We start from the raw sequence: 17,516 nt of genomic DNA on the forward strand, positions 1-17,516 counted from the left end.
TTAGCCCTTAGCCTTCATCCTTTAGCCTTTTCTAAAATCTCCCACCGATCGAATCTTGCCGCCTGCCCACAGCGCTGATTTTGCTCATCGAGTACGTCCCAAATTACGACATCTTGAATCCAAAACCGCTGTCTAGTGCTGGAAATGCGGATGCCTTTGTAGTCGCTGATGTAGCCCTGCGCTTTGGCTTGTGCGAGGAGACGATCGCGTTCTTCCTGCTCCATCGGCTCTGCGGTTAGGCGGGATGGCGTTTGGGTGAACTGTCCCCAATCCATTTCCCACAGTGTTAACGCCTGACGATTGCCGTAGTTAAGAATGGGGTCTGTCTCTACGCCATGAGAGACCACAACGAAGGGAGCATGAAACAGTGCCTCTGCGGTTTCAACTGGCGATCCGTCTACCGTTAGGAGCGGGCGATCGAGCCAATGCTGAAAGCTGTGTAATAAATGCTGGGTCTGCTGAATGACGGCTGGCTGCTGCCAGGGGCATACAATACTTGCCACGATGAGTTCCAATGCGACTGAATGGTTAGACTAGCTCACAGAATACTATGATGGAAGTGTTGCAAATTCTTCATAAAACTCTGTGGTGACTCAACAACTGACCTTAGCGCCATTGGAAAAACTCACCTGGGACTGGCGTGGCTACTCCATTCAATACACCGTAGTTGGCACAGGCAAGCCGCTGCTGCTGGTGCACGGGTTTGGCGCTTCGTTGGGTCACTGGCGACAGAATATTCCAATCTTGGCAGCAGGCGGCTATCGGGTATTTGCGATCGATCTGCTGGGGTTCGGCGGTTCGGCAAAGCCAGCGCTGGACTACAGCCTGGAACTTTGGCAGGAGTTGTTGAAGGATTTCTGGAGCGCTCACATTCAAGTCCCGACTGTGTTTATTGGCAACTCGATCGGTGGCTTGCTGTGCCTGATGATGTTAGCAAACCATCCCGAAACTGCGTCTGGAGGAGTGCTGCTGAATTGTGCTGGCGGTATGAACCATCGTCCCAGTGAGTTGAATCCACCCTTACGGTTGGCGATGGCAATATTCAATAATCTAGTGCGATCGCCCCGCTTCGGTGCCTTCATGTTCAATCAAATTCGCCAAAAGCACCGCATTCGTCGCACACTGGCTCAGGTGTATCGCAATCGGGAAGCCATCACGGATGAACTGGTAGATATGCTCTACGTGCCCTCTTGTGATGACGGCGCTCAACGAGTCTTTGCCTCGGTTCTCACTGCGCCTCCAGGTCCTAGCCCAGCAGAATTACTGCCAGCCGTGAGTCAACCGTTGCTCGTTCTCTGGGGTGCCGCTGATCCCTGGACACCGATCGCGGGCGCAGCAATTTATCAGGAATTTGCCCAATCACATCCGCTCACGTTTGTTTCGCTTCCTGATACGGGGCATTGTCCCCAGGACGATCGCCCCGAATTGGTGAATCCGCTCATCCTTGAATGGTTGCAAGACGCTGGGGTATAGAGCGTGACGCGTGGCGAACCTTCAGGCGCTTTAGCATTGCTCGCAACAGAAATCTGCATCTGGCAAGCGAGTCTTGCTGTGACCTCTAGCGAGTTGCACCAATTCGCCCTTACTTTATCGGCTGATGAACAAAAACGAGCCGATCGCTTCCGATTTCCACGCGATGCTCATCGCTTTATTGTCGGTCGGGGCATCTTGCGGGCGCTCTTAGGACGCTATTTGCAAATATCGCCTGAACAGCTTCAATTTTGCTATGGCGATCACGGCAAACCAGCGCTAGTAAGCGATTTAGCCGATGGTCTAACGTTCAACATCTCTCACTCTGAGGAGCTAATGCTATGCGCGATCGCTCGTGGCTGCCACGTTGGCATTGACCTGGAGTATCTTCGTCCAGTTAACAATTTGGAAGAACTGACACAGCGCTTTTTCTCGCCACAAGAACATGCCGCTATTCATGCTTTGCCTGAAGCATCACGGTTGCGATCGTTCTTTCAGCACTGGACGTGTAAAGAAGCATTGCTCAAAGCGAGTGGAGACGGGTTAATGGATTTGAGCGCGATCGCACTTCATATTCACAGTGACATTGCCCAGCTCGTCAGTTGGAACAATGCTGTGCGACCAGTTCACTCATGGTCTGTACAGCTCTTTACACCAGCACCAAACTGTGTAGCGGCGATCGCTGCCGACTCACGCGAGCGATCGCTGTCTTTGCGGCAATGGGAAGATCTTGCACCAACTGGACTACTCTAAAGCTGCTTGACCAACTCTCAAGCACTGGCTTGAACGAGTGTTTTAGACGGTAGCTCCTGAGATGCTGCTTGAGACGCTTCTTCAAGGAGTGTGTCATACAACTGCCCCAGTTGCGTTGCTACACCATCCCAGCTAAACGTGGCTTCAACACGCTTTCTAGCTGCCTGACCTAATGTATTGCGCCAATCCGGATTCAGTAACAGGCGATCGATCGCGGCTGCGAATGCTAGGACATCTTTGGGTGGCGCTAACAGCCCTGTTTGTTCCGGTACAACGGTAAACTGCAAGCCACCAACATCGCTGCCCACAACGGGTGTACCACACGCCATTGCCTCGATCGTGACCAACCCAAAGGGTTCATAGTGACTGGGCACCACACAAACGTCTGCCGCTGCGTAGTAAGTCGGGAGATCGTCCTGGCTGAGCCGACCAGCAAAGCAAGTGATGCTTTCAAGACCTAAGTCAGACACAATACTTTCAATGCGATCGCGTTCATCACCATCGCTATGTCCAGGGCGACTACCGCCACCAATCATTAGCTGCACTTTTTCGGTTGCCCGCGCTTGACAGGCGTGTACAGCCCGCACGAGCGTCTCAATCCCCTTCCGAGGATCAAACCGTCCGACATACAGAACCACTTTTTCGTCCGGTGCAATGCCAAGTGCCTGACGTGCATCTGCTTGCGTCACTGTACCAAAGTGATCGATACGCGTACCGCAGGGGATGATAGTAACATTGCCACGAGCGGATACGAGCGATCGCATGTGATCACGTTCTTGAGGGCTAGTCGCCACCACGCAATTCACCGTTTCTAAGCACGCTTTCTCAACCGCTAAGCGCGTCTTTGCAATCAGGGGAATGGTTGAAACAGACTTGTATTTCACCGCTCCCAGCGAGTGATACGTATGCGCCTGCGGAATCGATAGCTTTTTGCTTAATTCCATGCCTACCCAGGAAGACAGCCAGTAATTGCTATGAATCAACTCATAAGGTGCGTCTAATTGTTTTTGAAACTCCAGAAACCTTTGTACAAACTCTGGCAAAAATTCAAAGATTTCATCGCGCGGAATGAACTCTTGCGGTCCAGCAGCTAAGCGAATGGTGCGGCAGTGAGGGTTATGCTCAACGATCGACGGTTGCTCAGGGTGTGCATGACGGGTAAACATATCAACCCACCAACCTTGACGCGACAGGGCTTCGCCAACATGGCGCACATAAACGTTTTGCCCTCCTGCCTCTTCCTTACCAATTTCAATGGCTGGATCACCATGAACGGAGATTAGAGCAATACGCTTTTGATTTGAAAAAACCATGGCTTTACAAGCTTCATTCCTACTAGAGTTGACAACTACCAAGCGTGACGAGCGCCAGATTCAGCCATCCTGACAAGAGCACAGCTCGCTTTCTACAATTTAGAATGTGACTATCAACCTATAAAAAAGCTATTGTCACTACATCACTCCAGGGAAGGAACATTCAGAACCCGGACATCAGGAATATACCATTATGACAATCTTGCCATACGTTCAAAACCAGGCTTACAACGCTTCTGAGATTGACCTAAAGCATCTAGAAGCCTGCTTAAAGAAACCAAAACCGACTAATTAATTCATAAGGTTGCCTAGCATTCAAGCTCCCATTAACCTTGAACAAGGCGTTAGTTAAAACGCGTATGGCATCAGCCACAATGCACGTGAGCTGCGTACCCTAACAAGTTATTTAACTAAAAACAGTTCTAAAGGATACAAAAATTACCTGCGCTTGATGTGCTTAATGCACCTCTGCTTCACGGTAACTTTATCATAGGTCAGCGATTACGGCACCCTGCAAAATGTACAAAAGCGACGATCAAAAGAAGATGAAACTGTAGCGTTTGTGTTCTCTACAACTCCAACTAGCTACGTAGATAAAACGGTATCTTTGTCACACCAAAGCGGCTGTTTAGGAGTTATGGAGCTTTGACAAGAGAAAAATCTAGCAGCAGACTTTTCGTATGATTACGTGCTTGTAACAAATCGCACCTTGAGCAGCTCAGCTTGACATAAGTAATAAATAAGAATCGAAAGGTTAATATAGCTTTTACTAATTTCTAATCGCTTTTCTTAATCCAGCCCTAGCGAAAGCAAGCATATCGGGCTGCATGAACGGGCTTGTCTTCGTGGGCGCTGTCCAGAGCAAACAGTCTCGCCTCATAATGAGAAGAGATGCTTTACATGGCTTCATCATGACGAGAGATTTGCGTGGGTTCATCAAACAGCTAGAACAGCGTGGGCAACTGCGACGAATTACGGCTCTGGTTGATCCAGATTTGGAGATTGCCGAAATTGCTCAGCGACTGCTGCAAAAAGGCGGACCAGCGCTGTTGTTTGAGAATGTCAAAGGCTCTCCTTATCCCGTTGCAGTGAATGTGATGGGCACGGTAGAGCGCGTTTGCTGGGCGATGAATCTGGAAACGCCTGCCGAACTGGAAACGTTGGGGAAGAAACTGGCGCTGCTGTATCAACCCAGACCGCCGAAAACCGTACCGCAGGCGATCGCCCTTGGACAAGCACTCTTCGATGTCCTCAAAGCCAAACCCAGCCGCGATCTGCTGCCACCGTGCCATCAAGTAGTAGTGAAAGGTGAGGACGTGGATCTTACCCAACTGCCGCTCTTGAAGGTCTACCCAGATGATGCCAATAAGGTAGTGACGTTAGGTTTGATGATCACGAAGGACTGTGAGAACAAAACGATTAATGTGGGCGTGTACCGCTTGCAGTTGCAGTCTAAAAACACGATGACGGTGCAATGGCTCTCAGTAAGAGGAGCAACCCGTCATCTTCGTAAAGCCGCAGAACGGGGACAAAAGCTGGAAGTGGCGATCGCCCTTGGGGTTGATCCTCTCCTCATCATGGCAGCGGCGACTCCTTTGCCGATCGACCTCTCAGAATGGTTGTTTGCAGGGCTGTACGCCGGAGAAGGGGTACATCTTGCCAAGTGCAAAACGGTGGATTTGCAAGTGCCTGCTGACTCAGAAATTGTTCTCGAAGGCACAATCACTCCGGGCGAGACAGGGGTGGATGGTCCCGCTGGGGATCACATGGGCTTCTATGGTGGGGTGAATGAAGCCGCACCGCTGATTCGCTTTCACTGCATGACTCATCGCAAAGACCCGATCTATCTCACCACGTTTAGCGGTCGTCCACCCAAGGAAGACGCAATGATGGCACTGGCGCTGAACCGCATTTACACACCGATTTTGCGGCAACAGGTGCCCGAAATTGTGGATTTCTTTTTGCCGATGGAAACGTTGAGCTACAAGACGGCGATTCTGGCGATCGACAAGGCATACCCCGGTCATGCTCGTCGTGCCGCACTTGCCTTCTGGAGCGCGCTGCCTCAGTTCACGTACACCAAATTTGTCATCGTGGTGGACAAGGACATCAACATCCGCGATCCGCGTGCCGTGGTGTGGGCGATCGCCTCCAAGGTCGATCCTGCCCGTGATGTGTTCATCCTGCCCGAAACGCCGTTTGACTCGCTGGATTTTGCCACCGAAAAAGCTGGTCTGGGTGGACGCATGGGCATTGATGCCACGACCAAAATTTCACCCGAAACCGATCGCGTCTGGAATACGCCACTGGAGTCTGATCCAGAAGTGGCGGCGATGGTCGATCGGCGTTGGGCAGAATACGGCTTGGCAGATCTGGATTTGGGTGAAGTCAACCCAAATCTGTTTGGCTACGATATGCGGTAGCGTCAAAACGGTTGGTTTCCTTCGTAGGATCTTCACCTGTAACGCCTCTATGCGCTAACTGAAGAAGCGTTTGCTTAAACAAGTGAGCGCTCGTCGGCTCTTATCTTTATCAGCACGTCATGCTACAAATTTCCAATACCGTGAGCATTCCAGAGCAGGAGATTGAGCTAAGTGCCATTCGCTCTCAGGGCGCGGGTGGGCAAAATGTGAATAAGGTGGCAACGGCGATCCATTTGCGGTTTGATGTAGTGCAGTCTTCACTGCCCGATCGCTACAAAGAGCGTATCTTAAAGCTCAACGATCAGCGCCTGACCAAAGATGGCGTGATTGTGATTAAAGCGCAGGAGCATCGGAGCCAGGAGCAAAACCGGGAAGAGGCGTTGAAGCGGTTGCAGGAGATGATTAAAAGCGCGATCGTGCTTCCCAAACCGCGCAAATCCAGCAAACCATCGCGGAGTTCTCAGCGCAAACGGCTCGACAGCAAAACGAAGCGTGGGCAGATCAAAACGTTGCGCGGAAAGGTGACAGACTAAGGCTTCTCAGATCCCCGACTTCTTCAAGAAGTCGGGGATCTAAAAACCGTTAAGTCGGCACCAGTTCACCCGGACGTAGCTTCGACCATTTACCTTTTTCTTCGGCAAAGCTTAGACAGCCCACCACATCCCATTCCATCTCAATAATCTCGCCATCCTGACGGATGTTGACGTTGATGGTCGGTTCTGTCGCCTCAAAATCGGGCGTTTCCGTCAGGTGAGGCTGCTGATGCTGATGTTCGACCGCATTGTAGGTGGAGCAGCGATCGACGTAGTGACAGTTGATGCAAATACACATGGCTCAAATTTCTCGCATCAAAGCGTGAACATTCAGAATGTCAGATGCTTTTCTGCTACTCTAGCTCAGACGCACTCATCATGCAGCGGTTGCCAGGTTGATTTTCGTTACGCTGATTCTCGTAGTAACGTGCAGAGAAGCGCTGGCGGCGTTAGGCTGTGGTAAGTGAGCCAAGGCGCTCAGGACGTTAGCGCCAGATTGTACTGTCAGCGGGTTGGATTGGACGGGCTTGAATCAGCGTTTAGATTTAGAGTATCAATTGAGTGTGCCAGCAGTGTCTTCTGCGCTCTCTCCCAAAACATGGCCCTTTAGCCTGGAGTGGTTGCCCCGCTCGGCATGTTTGGTGGGCGGCACTGTGCGCGATGCCTTGTTAGAGCGAGAAAGCGAGTATCTCGATCTCGATTTTGTGATGCCTGTGGGCGCGGTCGAAACGGCACAGGCGATCGCCCGCCACTATAAAGCAGGTTTCGTGCTGCTGGATGCCGAACGCCAGATTGCACGAGTTGTCTTTGAGCAGGGCACCGCAGACTTTGCTCAACAGGTGGGAGCAACGCTGGAAGCAGATTTGGAGCGACGGGATTTTACGGTGAATGCGATCGCCTACAATCCCCATACCGATCAACTCCTCGATCCACTGCAAGGCTATGCCGATTTGCAGAAACATCAGTTGCGGATGGTGTCGCCCGAAAACCTACGAGAAGATCCCCTGCGGCTATTGCGGGCATATCGGCAGGCAGCACAGTTGGGTTTTACGGTCGAGGCTGAAACGCGATCGGTCATCCGTGAACTGGCAACATTGCTGCAACACATTGCCGCCGAGCGGGTACAGTCCGAACTCAATTACCTGCTAAGTTCAACAAGGGGCACGATCTGGCTCACAATGGCTTGGCAGGATGCACTCTTGAACGATTGGTTTCCGGCTGCCACCGCCGAAAGTTTAGCACTGGTAGCCGCGATCGATCAGGCTGCTATCATGGTGCAAGACAGCTTTCCTGCGTTTGGCTGGGAATTGTTCAGTCGCATTCGTAATCTCCCTAAAAATCATCGTCATCCAGCCTTAAAGGGGATTGGTAAGGTTCAACTCTCATCGCAGAAACCACCAGAACTGACCGTATCGGGGTCTACTCGTACCTGGCTAACCACCGCAAAGCTGACGAGTTTACTGCCGTCTGATGCTCCTCAAGCCGAACTACAACTACGACGGCTGAAGTATAGCCGCACGGAGGTTCAGGCAGTGAGCACTATTCTGAGATGCCTCCCAAAACTGTGTCTTGCAACAAAGCGTGATGCCGTCAACGACACAATCTGGTCTCTACAACCGTTTGCTCGGCTTGATTTGTCGCTGCGGGAGCAGTACGAATGCTTTCAAAGTGCAGGGGCAACCTTTCCGGCGATCGCCCTCATCGCCCTTGCGATTGGCACACCGCTGGAGGCGATCGCGCCGTTGATTCACCGTTTTCTCACGCCTGATGATCCTGTTGCTCATGCCACACCGCTGGTCACAGGACAAGATCTCATGACGGCATTACACTTGCCTGCTGGTCCACTGATCGGGCAACTATTGTCAGTCATTCAACTCGCCAGAGCCGAAGCAAAAATTAACACGGCGACTGAGGCACTGCAATTAGCCGCAGAATTTGTTGCTCGTCGTGAGTGCTAGAAGGCTGCTTTTGCCTTAAAGTTGCCTTCTTCAACACTCAACCACACAAGCTCTGCCCTGACTGGATCCTGCGCCATAACTGCAGCGAGTAAATTCGCGCGACTATGCCTACACAGTCTGCCTACATAGACTGGAAATCGAGAACTAGCTCGATTGATTGACAGGATGCGTTCGCCCTGCCAGTTGAGACCTCAGTGTCCGGCAAGCTCGGCAGATTATGTTAAAGTGATCTTCTCACTCTTAGATTTTTGAGTCAGCGCCCAATCCGTATGGCACAAAGGTCAGGTTTTCGAGCGCTGAATGATCGTTGCTCACTCGTCGGCTGTTTTATAAGGGGTATACATGGCTAAACGCCGCAACCAAAAGAAAGAAAAAGCTCTCCGTAATCAGGCTTACGCCCGGAAGTTTCGCAAGAAAACGAACACTGGTCGCTTTGGTAGACGACGCACTGATGGCGGTGGTCGTGATGAGGCTGAGGGTGGCGATCAAGATGGCGCAAACCGGGCTGGTGAAGGCGCTGCTGACACGTAAAAGCGCTCTTTTGTAGGGACATCATAGGTCATGTCTCTATAAAAAGGGAACACCATGTCTAGAACATCACCAACGAGCGATCGCAAAAGCACCCGAAGCTGGTTCAGGTTTGGGTGCTTTTAACATGCAACACTGCACTTAATTTTGACGCGAGTGGCTTAAGTGTTTTGCGGCGGCTAACCCTGATAAAAACGCGTGCTCTGCTTTTGTACCGCCACACCAGTCACCAGCACAAACGAGCGGTATAGGGGTTGATGCCACCAAATAAGTGTCTGCTAAGGGCGCTTTAGCAAAGGCATACCGCCAGCGATGCACCTGAAGCCAGTCTGGTTTTGCCAGCCAGGGAGTCAGCTTTTCAGCCGATCGCTTGAGCAATTGGTAGCCTGCCGCCTGTAAATCGATCGCATCCAGATACTGCTCGGCAAACGCAGGCGTACTCTGAAGCACAAAAACAGTCTGCTGTGACGCAGACCGTTTGCTGCTGTCTAACCCAAGCCAGGAGAGATTGCCATTCTTAGTGAAGGTCAGCGATCGCACATCAGGATACTGAGCGTACCAATCTTGCTGGCGATCGAGCGCATAGCCCGCCATGACGCTCAAACAGGGAACAAAGGCGACAGACTGCACTTGCTGCAAAAATGCTTCCGGCAAAACGTCTGACGGCAGAGCTTGTAGCAACACTGCGGCTTGAGGAGCCGGAATCGCCACGACGATCGCCTTGGCTGTCAAGGTCTCAGTTACCTTTGTTTGATCTAAATTCGTTCGCTGCACAGTTAATTGCCAGTGAGTGTTATTCACCAACGTCAACGACTGCACCAAATGGCTAAAGCGAATGTCCAGCTCGGCAGCGAGAGATTTGGCGATCGCCGTCATCCCATCCGGTGCAACGTAGCGCGGATAGCGGTCTGTCGCAGGTGAGGCGCTGAGCGTGCCCACAGGACTCAGTTCATGCACCGTATCTGTCCACGACTGCACTACGCCTGCCGCCACCAAACGCTCAACAAACCCTTGAAATGCCTCTCCTTTGGGTGTGAGATAGCAGGTGCCATGATCTGCCAGGGTCTCATGCAAGCGCCGAGTCGCAATGCGCCCACCCACGCCCCGTGATTTTTCCAGGATCATTACGCGATCGCCCGCCTGTTGAAGCTGTTGCGCGCAGATTAATCCTGCCATACCTGCACCAACGACAGCGATATCACAGTCAAGCGAAAAGTTTGTCATGGAAAAACGTGTTTTCTAAAAGCTCGATTTATTATATCGAGGAGTTAGCAGTTGGCGGTCAGCGGTCAGCGGTCAGCGGTCAGCGGTCAGCGGTCAGCCGTTAGCGGTCAGCCGTTAGCGGTCAGCCGTCAGCCGTCAGCGTCAAAACTAATTCAAAACTTATCCACTCCCCACTCCCCACTCCCCACTCCCCACTCCCTACTCTCCCTCCCCACTCCCTTGCCCATTGGGTAGAATAATGAGAGCAAGTCAATGTGTAGATGAGGAGGAACGGGGGTGGATGAACTGAGAGCCGCGTTGGAGTTGGCAACAGAGGATGAGTTGCAAGATTTGACGGAGATTCTATTTCGCCCCAAGTTTAATCCACTCGACTATGTGAATGCGTCTGACCCGATCGTGGTACAGAGTCAGGATCGCACTGATTGGTTGAATGCGTTGGAGGAACGGTTTCGGTTTCTGGCAGCCGATGGCGTGACAGTGCTGAGTCGGAAAACACAGCGGCTGACGTATCGCCAAATCTTGATTCAGGTGTGTCGACATCTCAAACTGCCCTACCAGGGATCGATGTCCACAGTGGATCTAGAGGCAGAAGTCTTTCTTTCGCTGCTGTCGCGCGCCTGGAAGCAACTGCCTGCTGCTGAGCGGGGCGCGTTGACGATTCGGCTACAGCGATCGCTCACAAACTCTCAGATTTTGCCCCAACTGCCTTTAGCACTCCAGCAAGATCCGTTAAGCTTGTTGGTGAAGGGAAGTAGCGCGATCGCGATTAGTTCTGTGTTGCGTCCGCTGCTCATTCAGCAGATTGCGCGTCAGTTTGCACTTCACTTTGCAACGTACCAGGTGGCTCAGCAGGCAGTGAGCGTTGGTGGTGCAGTCGCCGCGACGCAGTTTCAACATTATCTGGCAATACAAACTGCTCGCCGTGGCATGGCGCTGAGTGCGGCACGGTTGACTGCCGTTCGTAGTATTTTCGCGGTTGTGGGTCCAGCGATGTGGGCATGGTTTCTGGCAGACTTGGGATGGCGAACGATCGCCACCAACTATGGTCGCATTATCCCAACCATTTACGCCCTCGCCCAGATTCGTCTCACCCGCGCTGAATGCTTTGAAATTGCTTGATCATTGCCATACCAGTTCACAACAATGCTGTCACGTGTCGCAGGCGAGCAGGCGATGACGTTTAGACATTGGTTGAAAACCTGGTTTCCAAGTCAGCGCCATCCCGATCGCCAGCTCCAAACACCCTGGAATGTGACCCAATGGGCAGTGTTTTTGCTACCGTTCAGCCCGTTGCTGGGTGGTTTGGGCATTTTGTTTGTGGCGATCGCCATTTGGAGGCAGCGCTTTCGCAGCATTATCCGCCGTCCTCTACATTGGGGTTTTGCCATCCTGAGTTTGCTGATGCTACTCAGTACAGCTCTGGCGTTCAAGCAGACTGATTCACTATTGGGTCTTTTTAACTTTCTGCCGTTCTTTTTTGTCTTTGCAGGCTTGAGTGAGCTGATTCAAACGCCTGCCCAACTGCGCCGACTGGCGTGGTTGCTGGTGATTGGCTCTGTGCCTGTAGTGGCGATCGGGCTAGGGCAACAGTTTTTGGGGCTGTCAGGGCAGGTGAAAATCTTATGGATTGTCGTCGATTGGGCGATCGATCCAACAGGCACGCCTCCCGGTCGCATGGCATCGATCTTCTTCTACGCAAACGTGCTGGCAAGCTATCTGGCAATGATGCTGACGCTGAGCCTGGGACTGTGGGTAGAGGCGTTTTGGGGGGATAAGGCAGGAGGCAGGAGGCAGGAGAGGGGGGGAGCAGGGGGAGCAGGGGGAGCAGGGGGAGCAGCATTAACTCAAGACTCATTCCCGACTCCCGACTCCCCACTCCCCACTCCCCACTCCCCCTTCACCCGCCTTTTTCTCACTGTCGCCGTTCTCGGCAACGCGATCGCCCTGGTGCTAACGAACTCTCGCAATGCCTGGGCGATCGCGGTTTTTGCTTGCCTTGCCTATGCCCTTTATTTGGGATGGCGTTGGCTGCTGATTGGTGTAGGCGTTGTCGTCAGTGGTGCGCTTGGTGCAGCGTTTGCTCCAGCGCCAGGACGCGACTGGTTGCGGGCGATCGTGCCAGCATTTTTCTGGGTGCGGTTGACTGATCAGCTCTATACCGATCGTCCCGTTGCACAACTACGCCAGACGCAATGGCGTTTTGCCTGGTCACTCGCGCAGCAGCGACCCTTTACAGGCTGGGGATTACGCAACTTCAGCCCCCTTTACCAGGCACAAATGCATTACTTCATTGGGCATTCTCACAACCTATTGCTGATGCTGGCGGCTGAAACAGGGTCTCCATCTACCATCCTGTTCTTTGGTCTAGTCGGTTGGGTGGTTGTACAAGGTAGCCTCCTGCTCTACTCCAAAGTTCCCTTGAGTCACGCAGGAACCCAGACAGATGCCCACGATCGCCTACTTTACTTCAGCTACCTCGTTGCTTTCACAGGCTGTACGCTCTTCAGTTTCCTGGATATTACGCTGTTTGATGTTCGCATTAATTTACTCGGCTGGCTCTTGCTGGCAGCGATCGCTGGAGTGGTGCATCAGAGAAAGGATGAAAAAGCGTTTTGAATTTGGAGTTTAGAGTTTGGGCTGTGTCCGCCGACACAACCAGACTACAGAGAGTTTTGAGTAAGTTCGACTCACTCCTTATGCCCTCACCCCCTCACTCCTCACTGCTTCACCCTAGCCCCGAATCGGTAACACAGCTACAATAGGCAGAAGTCAGTCAAGGCTTTAACCGCTGAAAAGAGCAGGATTTTCGCGTGACTCAGGATCGGGCGACTCCACAAGACAAGAACGAAGTAAGGGCATCACAGCAACAGGTGTTGGCTGCGAGTTACTACGGCTTACTGGGCTTACACCCCTCAGCCTCTGTACGCGAAATTCGACAGGCATACCGTGACTTGAGCAAGTTGTATCATCCTGACACGACCGCTCTAGCTGCGGCGATCGCCACCGCAAAATTCCAGCAGCTCAACGAAGCGTATGCGACGCTCAGCAGCCCGGAGCGGCGGACAGCGTACGACCAAACGATTGGTTACTCGTCTGTTCCAGTGGTTCAGCGATCGCTACGGTATGAGCGATCAACGCCATCAACCAGCACCTTTCAACCGTCATCTGCCTACCTTGACGCGACCGATCGACCGCTGTCGCCTGGAGAAATTTTTGCCCTGTTTATTCTTGGGATCACGTTTGTGGGCTGTTTAGTGTTGGCGATCGCGATCGGCATTACCAGAGGCGAAGCGGTCTTACAGCCAATCACCGCCCACATGAGTGCTCCTCAGCAGGAAACCACTACCAGCGTTCACAAACCGGAAGCGGATGTTCCTCTTGCTTCACCATCAGCCAGCCTGGAACCAGACATCTGACCCTGTGCTATCACAACAAAGTATTACTCCATGTTCTCCATTCCTTCTAACTCTTCAATGTCACTTCCTGCTGCTGATACGCCTCTTTACAATCATCCCCTCCCTGAAATTGAGCAATGGCTGCTTGCCCAGGGGTGTGAACAAAATCGCGCCGAACGGCATTGTTGGCACATCCAGCACCCTGATTGGAAGGCGGAGCTGTGTTTGGACATTGATCAGCTCACGGTTCGCTATAAACAGCCCAGCGATAGTGACTACAGTATCCAGCGATCGTTCAAATACTCGCTCAGCCGACAAGATATTGAAGATGCTGTCTTTGCTGGTCCCTAGAACTATTACATTCTTTGAAGTTTTGCAGCCTTTTCCCAGAGAGGGTTCCAGCGGTGATGTAAACTTGGCGTTGACTCTGAAGCTTTCAGCGGTTACATCTGCCGCCAGGCTGGCTGATCAATGCTGCAAAGTATCAAGCATTCATTTGGAGCCCTTCATAATATGTCTCATACGGTCAAAATCTATGACACCTGCATTGGTTGCACCCAATGCGTCCGCGCCTGCCCTACTGACGTTCTAGAGATGGTTCCCTGGAATGGTTGTAAGGCGGGTCAAATTGCCTCATCGCCAAGAACAGAAGACTGCGTTGGTTGCAAGCGGTGCGAAACTGCCTGCCCTACTGATTTCTTAAGCATCCGGGTTTACCTGGGAGCCGAAACAACCCGCAGTATGGGTCTGGCGTATTAGAAGCGCTGTTGTTACGTTCGTTTTATCCATGTGGGTTCAAATTTAAACAGGGAGCGATCGCTCCCTGTTTTTTCAATTCAGACCGCTGGTTTTTCAAAGAAATTGCGGTCTTTCACCCGCGAATGGATAACATTTCTACCCAGTTAAAAGCCATGCGGAAGAGGTTAAGCATCTCCTGCATGGCTTCTTTATAGGTGTCTTAACGACAGACTACCGATGCAGGCAACGTTTAAGAACTTGCGTTGCTAAGTAACCCGTCCTCTGACTGGTCTACGGCTGCACGCTCTCTCGCCAAGCGACGCTTTCTGGCATAGAGCTGAATGGCGATCGCAAACCCAAGCACCATCGCCACAATGCCCCAGACGGTCAGATCCGTCGGCAAGTTGTTTTTGAATACTGCCAGCAGCACCACTACAACAAAAAAGACCGTTGGCACCTCGTTGAACCAGCGAAAGTGCTGTGCATTCATTCTGCATTTATCTGCCGCCAACTGTTTCATGAGGCGCTTACAGTAATGGTGGTAGCCCAGCAGAAGGGCAACGCAGGCAAGCTTGACATGCATCCAGGGCTGCTTAAGCACATCAGGTTCGGTTGTGACCAGACCGATCGCCATAGCGACGGTCAGCAACATGGCAGGAGTCATGATGATGCTGTAAAGGCGCTTCTCCATGATTTGATACTGGCTTCTCAGGATGCCGCGAGCAGGCTCTGGCTGTTCACTCGCTTCAGCATGGTAGACAAACAGCCGTGGCAGATAAAACATGCCCGCAAACCAACAGACAATGCCAACGATGTGAAACGCCTTGAACCAGTAGTAAGCCATGAAGAAACCCTCTTAAAAACGCTCAGAGCTTAAAATTGCAGTCGAGTCCGATCGCTCAAAGCGGCAATTTCAAAGACGCGATCGCTAAACGGCATGGTTAAACAGCGCATCCAGGTAAACTCGTGCAGCACGACGATCGCAATCTCCATTTTGCAACAAAAAGAGGGACAGTGCAGCCGCAAAGACGCGATCTTGATCCCAGTCGGGACGGCTTTCGAGGTAGAGCGTGATTGCCGTATGAAGTTCTTCAGGAATTTCAGCCAGAATGCTAACGGTCGTGGTCATTGAGAACCTCAGTGAATGCTAGAAGCACGTTGATATGAAGCGATTAGGAAGTAATGCAACGTTGCACCCTGGTAAAAAGCCAACAAGATTCGCGTGCCGCAGCGTTGAAACTAAGGCACACACCACAGTCGCTCGGATTCTTCAAACGCAAACAGTGCTGTTGGCGTGGGTTTCAGAACGCTTGCGGGGATAAGTCAATCATTGTGCCTAGAGGTCGGTTTGCTTGTCAATGTCGTTCATCCCCGACTGAACATTGATGCCTAAACGGGCTAACGAAAGAATCGGCATTTATAAGCGATCCCCGAAACATTACTTAGTCTTTTGCAGAGTTTTCTCAGCATGAAGGCGCGATCGGCTGAGTGACGCGCAACACGCAGAAGTCCGATTCTACGGTTCTATGGTGTGGAAAACGAGCGTAATCCTGTGGAAAAACTCGTGATCTCTGTGGAAAACCTGTGGAAAGTCTGTGGAATCGGTGGGGAAAACTCTGGCGAAGAATAAGAATTGCAAAACCGCAAAAAGTCGTGATTTTGGCACATTTACGAGTGCCAAAAAGGAAGTAGGTGCAGGCGATCGACATCAACGTAAAAGTCTTCTACTTTTTGTCTCTGCTGTCTATCTGGTGCCTTCTGACTATTTGTCCTCTGTTCTTCGTCGTGTCCATGCTAAGTTTGAACGGACTCGGAGTACGATTTTAAAGAGCGTGATCACCCTGTCAGTCACTCGGTCGCTCAGCTTTTCTCCGCACTAACAGCAACTTCTCGGCGTTTAGCCTGCACTATGAACTGGTGGCAACGACTTAAGAACAATCCTCTCGCTCGACTTGGCGCGATCCTACTGCTGCTGTTTTATGTAGCGGCGATCGCTGCCGAGTTTGTTTCGCCGTATGACCCGTATGCCTCGCAACCAGACGGAGCACTGCTGCCGCCGACTCAAATCTATTGGCAAGATCAAGCTGGCGCGTTTACTGGTCCATATGTCTATCCCACGACACAGGGTCCAGTGGACTTAAACACGGGCGATCGTCAACTGGTGGTCGATCGCAGCAAACCATCGCCGCTACGACTCTTTGTTGTCGGCGATGAATACCGTTTATTGCAAATTAAGCTACCGCTGCCGACCAGGTTTTCGCTTGCCGATCCCAGGTTTGATGAAGTTGAGGTATTTGGCGGCATCCCGGGCAACTGGCACCTGTTTGGTACTGCTGGAGCGGGGAAATTCAACCTCTTGGGCACGGATGAGCAGGCACGCGATCAGTTCAGTCGCTTGCTGTATGGCGCACGCATCAGCTTAAGTATTGGTCTGGTTGGCATCATCATTTCGTTCCCGCTTGGAATGTTGGTTGGCGGCATTTCTGGCTACTTTGGTGGTTGGATCGATAGCGTCCTGATGCGCCTGGTTGAAGTGCTGATGACCATTCCTAGTATTTATTTGCTGGTTGCGTTAGCGGCGGTACTACCACCAGGACTCAGCAGCGCCCAACGGTTCTTGCTCATCATTCTGATTACATCCTTTATCCGCTGGGCTGGGTTGGCGCGGGTGATTCGTGGGCAGGTGTTATCGATTAAAGAGCGTGAATTTGTACAGGCAGCGCGGGCAATGGGAGGACGATCGCTCTACATCATTATCCGCCATGTGCTGCCTCAAACCGCCAGCTATATTGTGATTTCCGCCACGCTTTCCATTCCCGACTTTATCGTGGCAGAGTCGATTTTGAGCTTGATCGGTTTGGGCATTCAGCAGCCCGATCCATCCTGGGGCAATATGCTCTCACTAGCGACCAATGCCTCGATTCTGGTGCTGCAACCCTGGCTGATTTGGCCCCCCGCACTGCTAATTATTCTCACCGTTCTGGCGTTTAACTTACTGGGCGACGGTCTGCGCGATGCCCTTGACCCGCGCAGTGTGTCACGGTAAGTAAGGTGATTGGATGCAACCGAATTGATCCGGTTGCGATCGCTCAATGTGTGGCTTTGTGCGATCGCATCTACCATAAAAAGCATCAGAATATTGGGTCAACGCGATCGCCAGTTTTTCTGATGGCAATTTGAT

Annotated in this window: 20 protein-coding genes; 13 read left to right on the forward strand and 7 right to left on the reverse strand. The window is 51.9% G+C overall.

The genetic code is table 11. The annotated features are described in order from the left end of the window. Positions 1 to 14 precede the first annotated feature (14 nt). Positions 15 to 503 (reverse strand): MEKHLA domain-containing protein, encoded by a 489-nt coding sequence (locus tag AC5JO6_RS10005; RefSeq protein ID WP_496080917.1) that lies wholly within the window; start codon positions 501 to 503, stop codon positions 15 to 17. An 82-nt stretch (positions 504 to 585) separates the two neighbouring features. Between AC5JO6_RS10005 and AC5JO6_RS10010 the strand changes: the two genes are divergently transcribed. Both AC5JO6_RS10010 and AC5JO6_RS10015 read left to right on the forward strand, forming a co-directional pair. Continuing rightward, positions 586 to 1,473, forward strand: coding sequence for an alpha/beta fold hydrolase (locus AC5JO6_RS10010; protein ID WP_496080918.1), 888 nt, complete (start codon positions 586 to 588; stop codon positions 1,471 to 1,473). Between the two features lie 3 nt (positions 1,474 to 1,476). Further along, positions 1,477 to 2,223, forward strand: coding sequence for a 4'-phosphopantetheinyl transferase family protein (locus AC5JO6_RS10015; RefSeq protein WP_496080919.1), 747 nt, complete (start codon positions 1,477 to 1,479; stop codon positions 2,221 to 2,223). Between the two features lie 17 nt (positions 2,224 to 2,240). On the opposite strand, the gene AC5JO6_RS10020 is transcribed toward AC5JO6_RS10015, so the two are convergent. Beyond that, positions 2,241 to 3,536 (reverse strand): glycosyltransferase family 4 protein, encoded by a 1,296-nt coding sequence (locus tag AC5JO6_RS10020; protein WP_496080920.1) that lies wholly within the window; start codon positions 3,534 to 3,536, stop codon positions 2,241 to 2,243. A 911-nt stretch (positions 3,537 to 4,447) separates the two neighbouring features. On the opposite strand from AC5JO6_RS10020, the gene AC5JO6_RS10025 reads away from it, so the two are divergent. Both AC5JO6_RS10025 and arfB read left to right on the forward strand, forming a co-directional pair. Next, positions 4,448 to 5,959, forward strand: a complete 1,512-nt coding sequence (locus tag AC5JO6_RS10025; protein ID WP_496080921.1) for a UbiD family decarboxylase — start codon at positions 4,448 to 4,450, stop codon at positions 5,957 to 5,959. Positions 5,960 to 6,078: 119 nt separating this feature from the next. Next, complete coding sequence (arfB, locus tag AC5JO6_RS10030; protein ID WP_496080922.1) at positions 6,079 to 6,492, forward strand: alternative ribosome rescue aminoacyl-tRNA hydrolase ArfB; 414 nt, start codon at positions 6,079 to 6,081, stop codon at positions 6,490 to 6,492. A 49-nt stretch (positions 6,493 to 6,541) separates the two neighbouring features. Here arfB and AC5JO6_RS10035 read toward each other — a convergent pair whose 3' ends face one another. Beyond that, positions 6,542 to 6,790 carry a Ycf34 family protein gene (locus tag AC5JO6_RS10035; protein WP_496080923.1) on the reverse strand — a complete coding sequence of 83 codons (249 nt, stop codon included), beginning with the start codon at positions 6,788 to 6,790 and terminating at the stop codon, positions 6,542 to 6,544. A gap of 229 nt (positions 6,791 to 7,019) precedes the next feature. Between AC5JO6_RS10035 and AC5JO6_RS10040 the strand changes: the two genes are divergently transcribed. Beyond that, positions 7,020 to 8,450: a tRNA nucleotidyltransferase/poly(A) polymerase-related protein gene (locus tag AC5JO6_RS10040; RefSeq protein ID WP_496080924.1), complete on the forward strand. Its 1,431-nt coding sequence runs from the start codon at positions 7,020 to 7,022 to the stop codon at positions 8,448 to 8,450. A gap of 342 nt (positions 8,451 to 8,792) precedes the next feature. Next, positions 8,793 to 8,981, forward strand: coding sequence for a hypothetical protein (locus tag AC5JO6_RS10045; RefSeq protein WP_496080925.1), 189 nt, complete (start codon positions 8,793 to 8,795; stop codon positions 8,979 to 8,981). Between the two features lie 138 nt (positions 8,982 to 9,119). Here AC5JO6_RS10045 and AC5JO6_RS10050 read toward each other — a convergent pair whose 3' ends face one another. Further along, positions 9,120 to 10,202: an NAD(P)/FAD-dependent oxidoreductase gene (locus AC5JO6_RS10050; protein ID WP_496080926.1), complete on the reverse strand. Its 1,083-nt coding sequence runs from the start codon at positions 10,200 to 10,202 to the stop codon at positions 9,120 to 9,122. A 51-nt stretch (positions 10,203 to 10,253) separates the two neighbouring features. On the opposite strand from AC5JO6_RS10050, the gene AC5JO6_RS10055 reads away from it, so the two are divergent. From AC5JO6_RS10055 to psaC, 6 genes are all read left to right on the forward strand, one after another. Then, positions 10,254 to 10,436, forward strand: coding sequence for a hypothetical protein (locus AC5JO6_RS10055; RefSeq protein WP_496080927.1), 183 nt, complete (start codon positions 10,254 to 10,256; stop codon positions 10,434 to 10,436). Positions 10,437 to 10,478: 42 nt separating this feature from the next. Further along, complete coding sequence (locus AC5JO6_RS10060; RefSeq protein WP_496080928.1) at positions 10,479 to 11,321, forward strand: YaaW family protein; 843 nt, start codon at positions 10,479 to 10,481, stop codon at positions 11,319 to 11,321. 24 nt (positions 11,322 to 11,345) lie between these two features. Further along, positions 11,346 to 12,818: an O-antigen ligase family protein gene (locus tag AC5JO6_RS10065; RefSeq protein WP_496080929.1), complete on the forward strand. Its 1,473-nt coding sequence runs from the start codon at positions 11,346 to 11,348 to the stop codon at positions 12,816 to 12,818. Positions 12,819 to 13,072: 254 nt separating this feature from the next. Next, positions 13,073 to 13,618: a J domain-containing protein gene (locus AC5JO6_RS10070; protein ID WP_496080973.1), complete on the forward strand. Its 546-nt coding sequence runs from the start codon at positions 13,073 to 13,075 to the stop codon at positions 13,616 to 13,618. Between the two features lie 57 nt (positions 13,619 to 13,675). After that, positions 13,676 to 13,948, forward strand: coding sequence for a DUF3143 domain-containing protein (locus AC5JO6_RS10075; RefSeq protein WP_496080930.1), 273 nt, complete (start codon positions 13,676 to 13,678; stop codon positions 13,946 to 13,948). A 162-nt stretch (positions 13,949 to 14,110) separates the two neighbouring features. Then, positions 14,111 to 14,356: a photosystem I iron-sulfur center protein PsaC gene (gene psaC, locus AC5JO6_RS10080; protein WP_106255483.1), complete on the forward strand. Its 246-nt coding sequence runs from the start codon at positions 14,111 to 14,113 to the stop codon at positions 14,354 to 14,356. A gap of 229 nt (positions 14,357 to 14,585) precedes the next feature. Here psaC and hemJ read toward each other — a convergent pair whose 3' ends face one another. After that, the gene (gene hemJ, locus AC5JO6_RS10085; RefSeq protein ID WP_496080931.1) at positions 14,586 to 15,179 is read right to left on the reverse strand and encodes a protoporphyrinogen oxidase HemJ; all 594 of its coding nucleotides are present in this window, start codon (positions 15,177 to 15,179) and stop codon (positions 14,586 to 14,588) included. Between the two features lie 84 nt (positions 15,180 to 15,263). Next, the gene (locus tag AC5JO6_RS10090) at positions 15,264 to 15,464 is read right to left on the reverse strand and encodes a DUF2811 domain-containing protein (RefSeq protein WP_496080932.1); all 201 of its coding nucleotides are present in this window, start codon (positions 15,462 to 15,464) and stop codon (positions 15,264 to 15,266) included. Positions 15,465 to 16,244: 780 nt separating this feature from the next. Between AC5JO6_RS10090 and AC5JO6_RS10095 the strand changes: the two genes are divergently transcribed. Then, positions 16,245 to 17,381 carry an ABC transporter permease gene (locus AC5JO6_RS10095; RefSeq protein ID WP_496080933.1) on the forward strand — a complete coding sequence of 379 codons (1,137 nt, stop codon included), beginning with the start codon at positions 16,245 to 16,247 and terminating at the stop codon, positions 17,379 to 17,381. Here AC5JO6_RS10095 and AC5JO6_RS10100 read toward each other — a convergent pair. Then, positions 17,373 to 17,510 (reverse strand): hypothetical protein, encoded by a 138-nt coding sequence (locus AC5JO6_RS10100; protein ID WP_496080934.1) that lies wholly within the window; start codon positions 17,508 to 17,510, stop codon positions 17,373 to 17,375. The two genes, AC5JO6_RS10095 and AC5JO6_RS10100, sit on opposite strands and share 9 nt — an antisense overlap. Positions 17,511 to 17,516 lie beyond the last annotated feature (6 nt).

Source organism: Tildeniella sp., assembly GCF_059505325.1.

What these genes read in the sequence shown, in the direction of transcription:
- AC5JO6_RS10050 (WP_496080926.1), bottom strand. Translation starts at nt 10,202, where the DNA reads ATGACAAACTTTTCGCTTGACTGTGATATCGCTGTCGTTGGTGCAGGT.
- hemJ (WP_496080931.1), bottom strand. Translation starts at nt 15,179, where the DNA reads ATGGCTTACTACTGGTTCAAGGCGTTTCACATCGTTGGCATTGTCTGT.
- psaC (WP_106255483.1), top strand. Translation starts at nt 14,111, where the DNA reads ATGTCTCATACGGTCAAAATCTATGACACCTGCATTGGTTGCACCCAA.
- AC5JO6_RS10025 (WP_496080921.1), top strand. Translation starts at nt 4,448, where the DNA reads ATGACGAGAGATTTGCGTGGGTTCATCAAACAGCTAGAACAGCGTGGG.
- arfB (WP_496080922.1), top strand. Translation starts at nt 6,079, where the DNA reads ATGCTACAAATTTCCAATACCGTGAGCATTCCAGAGCAGGAGATTGAG.
- AC5JO6_RS10075 (WP_496080930.1), top strand. Translation starts at nt 13,676, where the DNA reads ATGTCACTTCCTGCTGCTGATACGCCTCTTTACAATCATCCCCTCCCT.
- AC5JO6_RS10095 (WP_496080933.1), top strand. Translation starts at nt 16,245, where the DNA reads ATGAACTGGTGGCAACGACTTAAGAACAATCCTCTCGCTCGACTTGGC.
- AC5JO6_RS10045 (WP_496080925.1), top strand. Translation starts at nt 8,793, where the DNA reads ATGGCTAAACGCCGCAACCAAAAGAAAGAAAAAGCTCTCCGTAATCAG.
- AC5JO6_RS10090 (WP_496080932.1), bottom strand. Translation starts at nt 15,464, where the DNA reads ATGACCACGACCGTTAGCATTCTGGCTGAAATTCCTGAAGAACTTCAT.
- AC5JO6_RS10035 (WP_496080923.1), bottom strand. Translation starts at nt 6,790, where the DNA reads ATGTGTATTTGCATCAACTGTCACTACGTCGATCGCTGCTCCACCTAC.
- AC5JO6_RS10020 (WP_496080920.1), bottom strand. Translation starts at nt 3,536, where the DNA reads ATGGTTTTTTCAAATCAAAAGCGTATTGCTCTAATCTCCGTTCATGGT.
- AC5JO6_RS10065 (WP_496080929.1), top strand. Translation starts at nt 11,346, where the DNA reads ATGCTGTCACGTGTCGCAGGCGAGCAGGCGATGACGTTTAGACATTGG.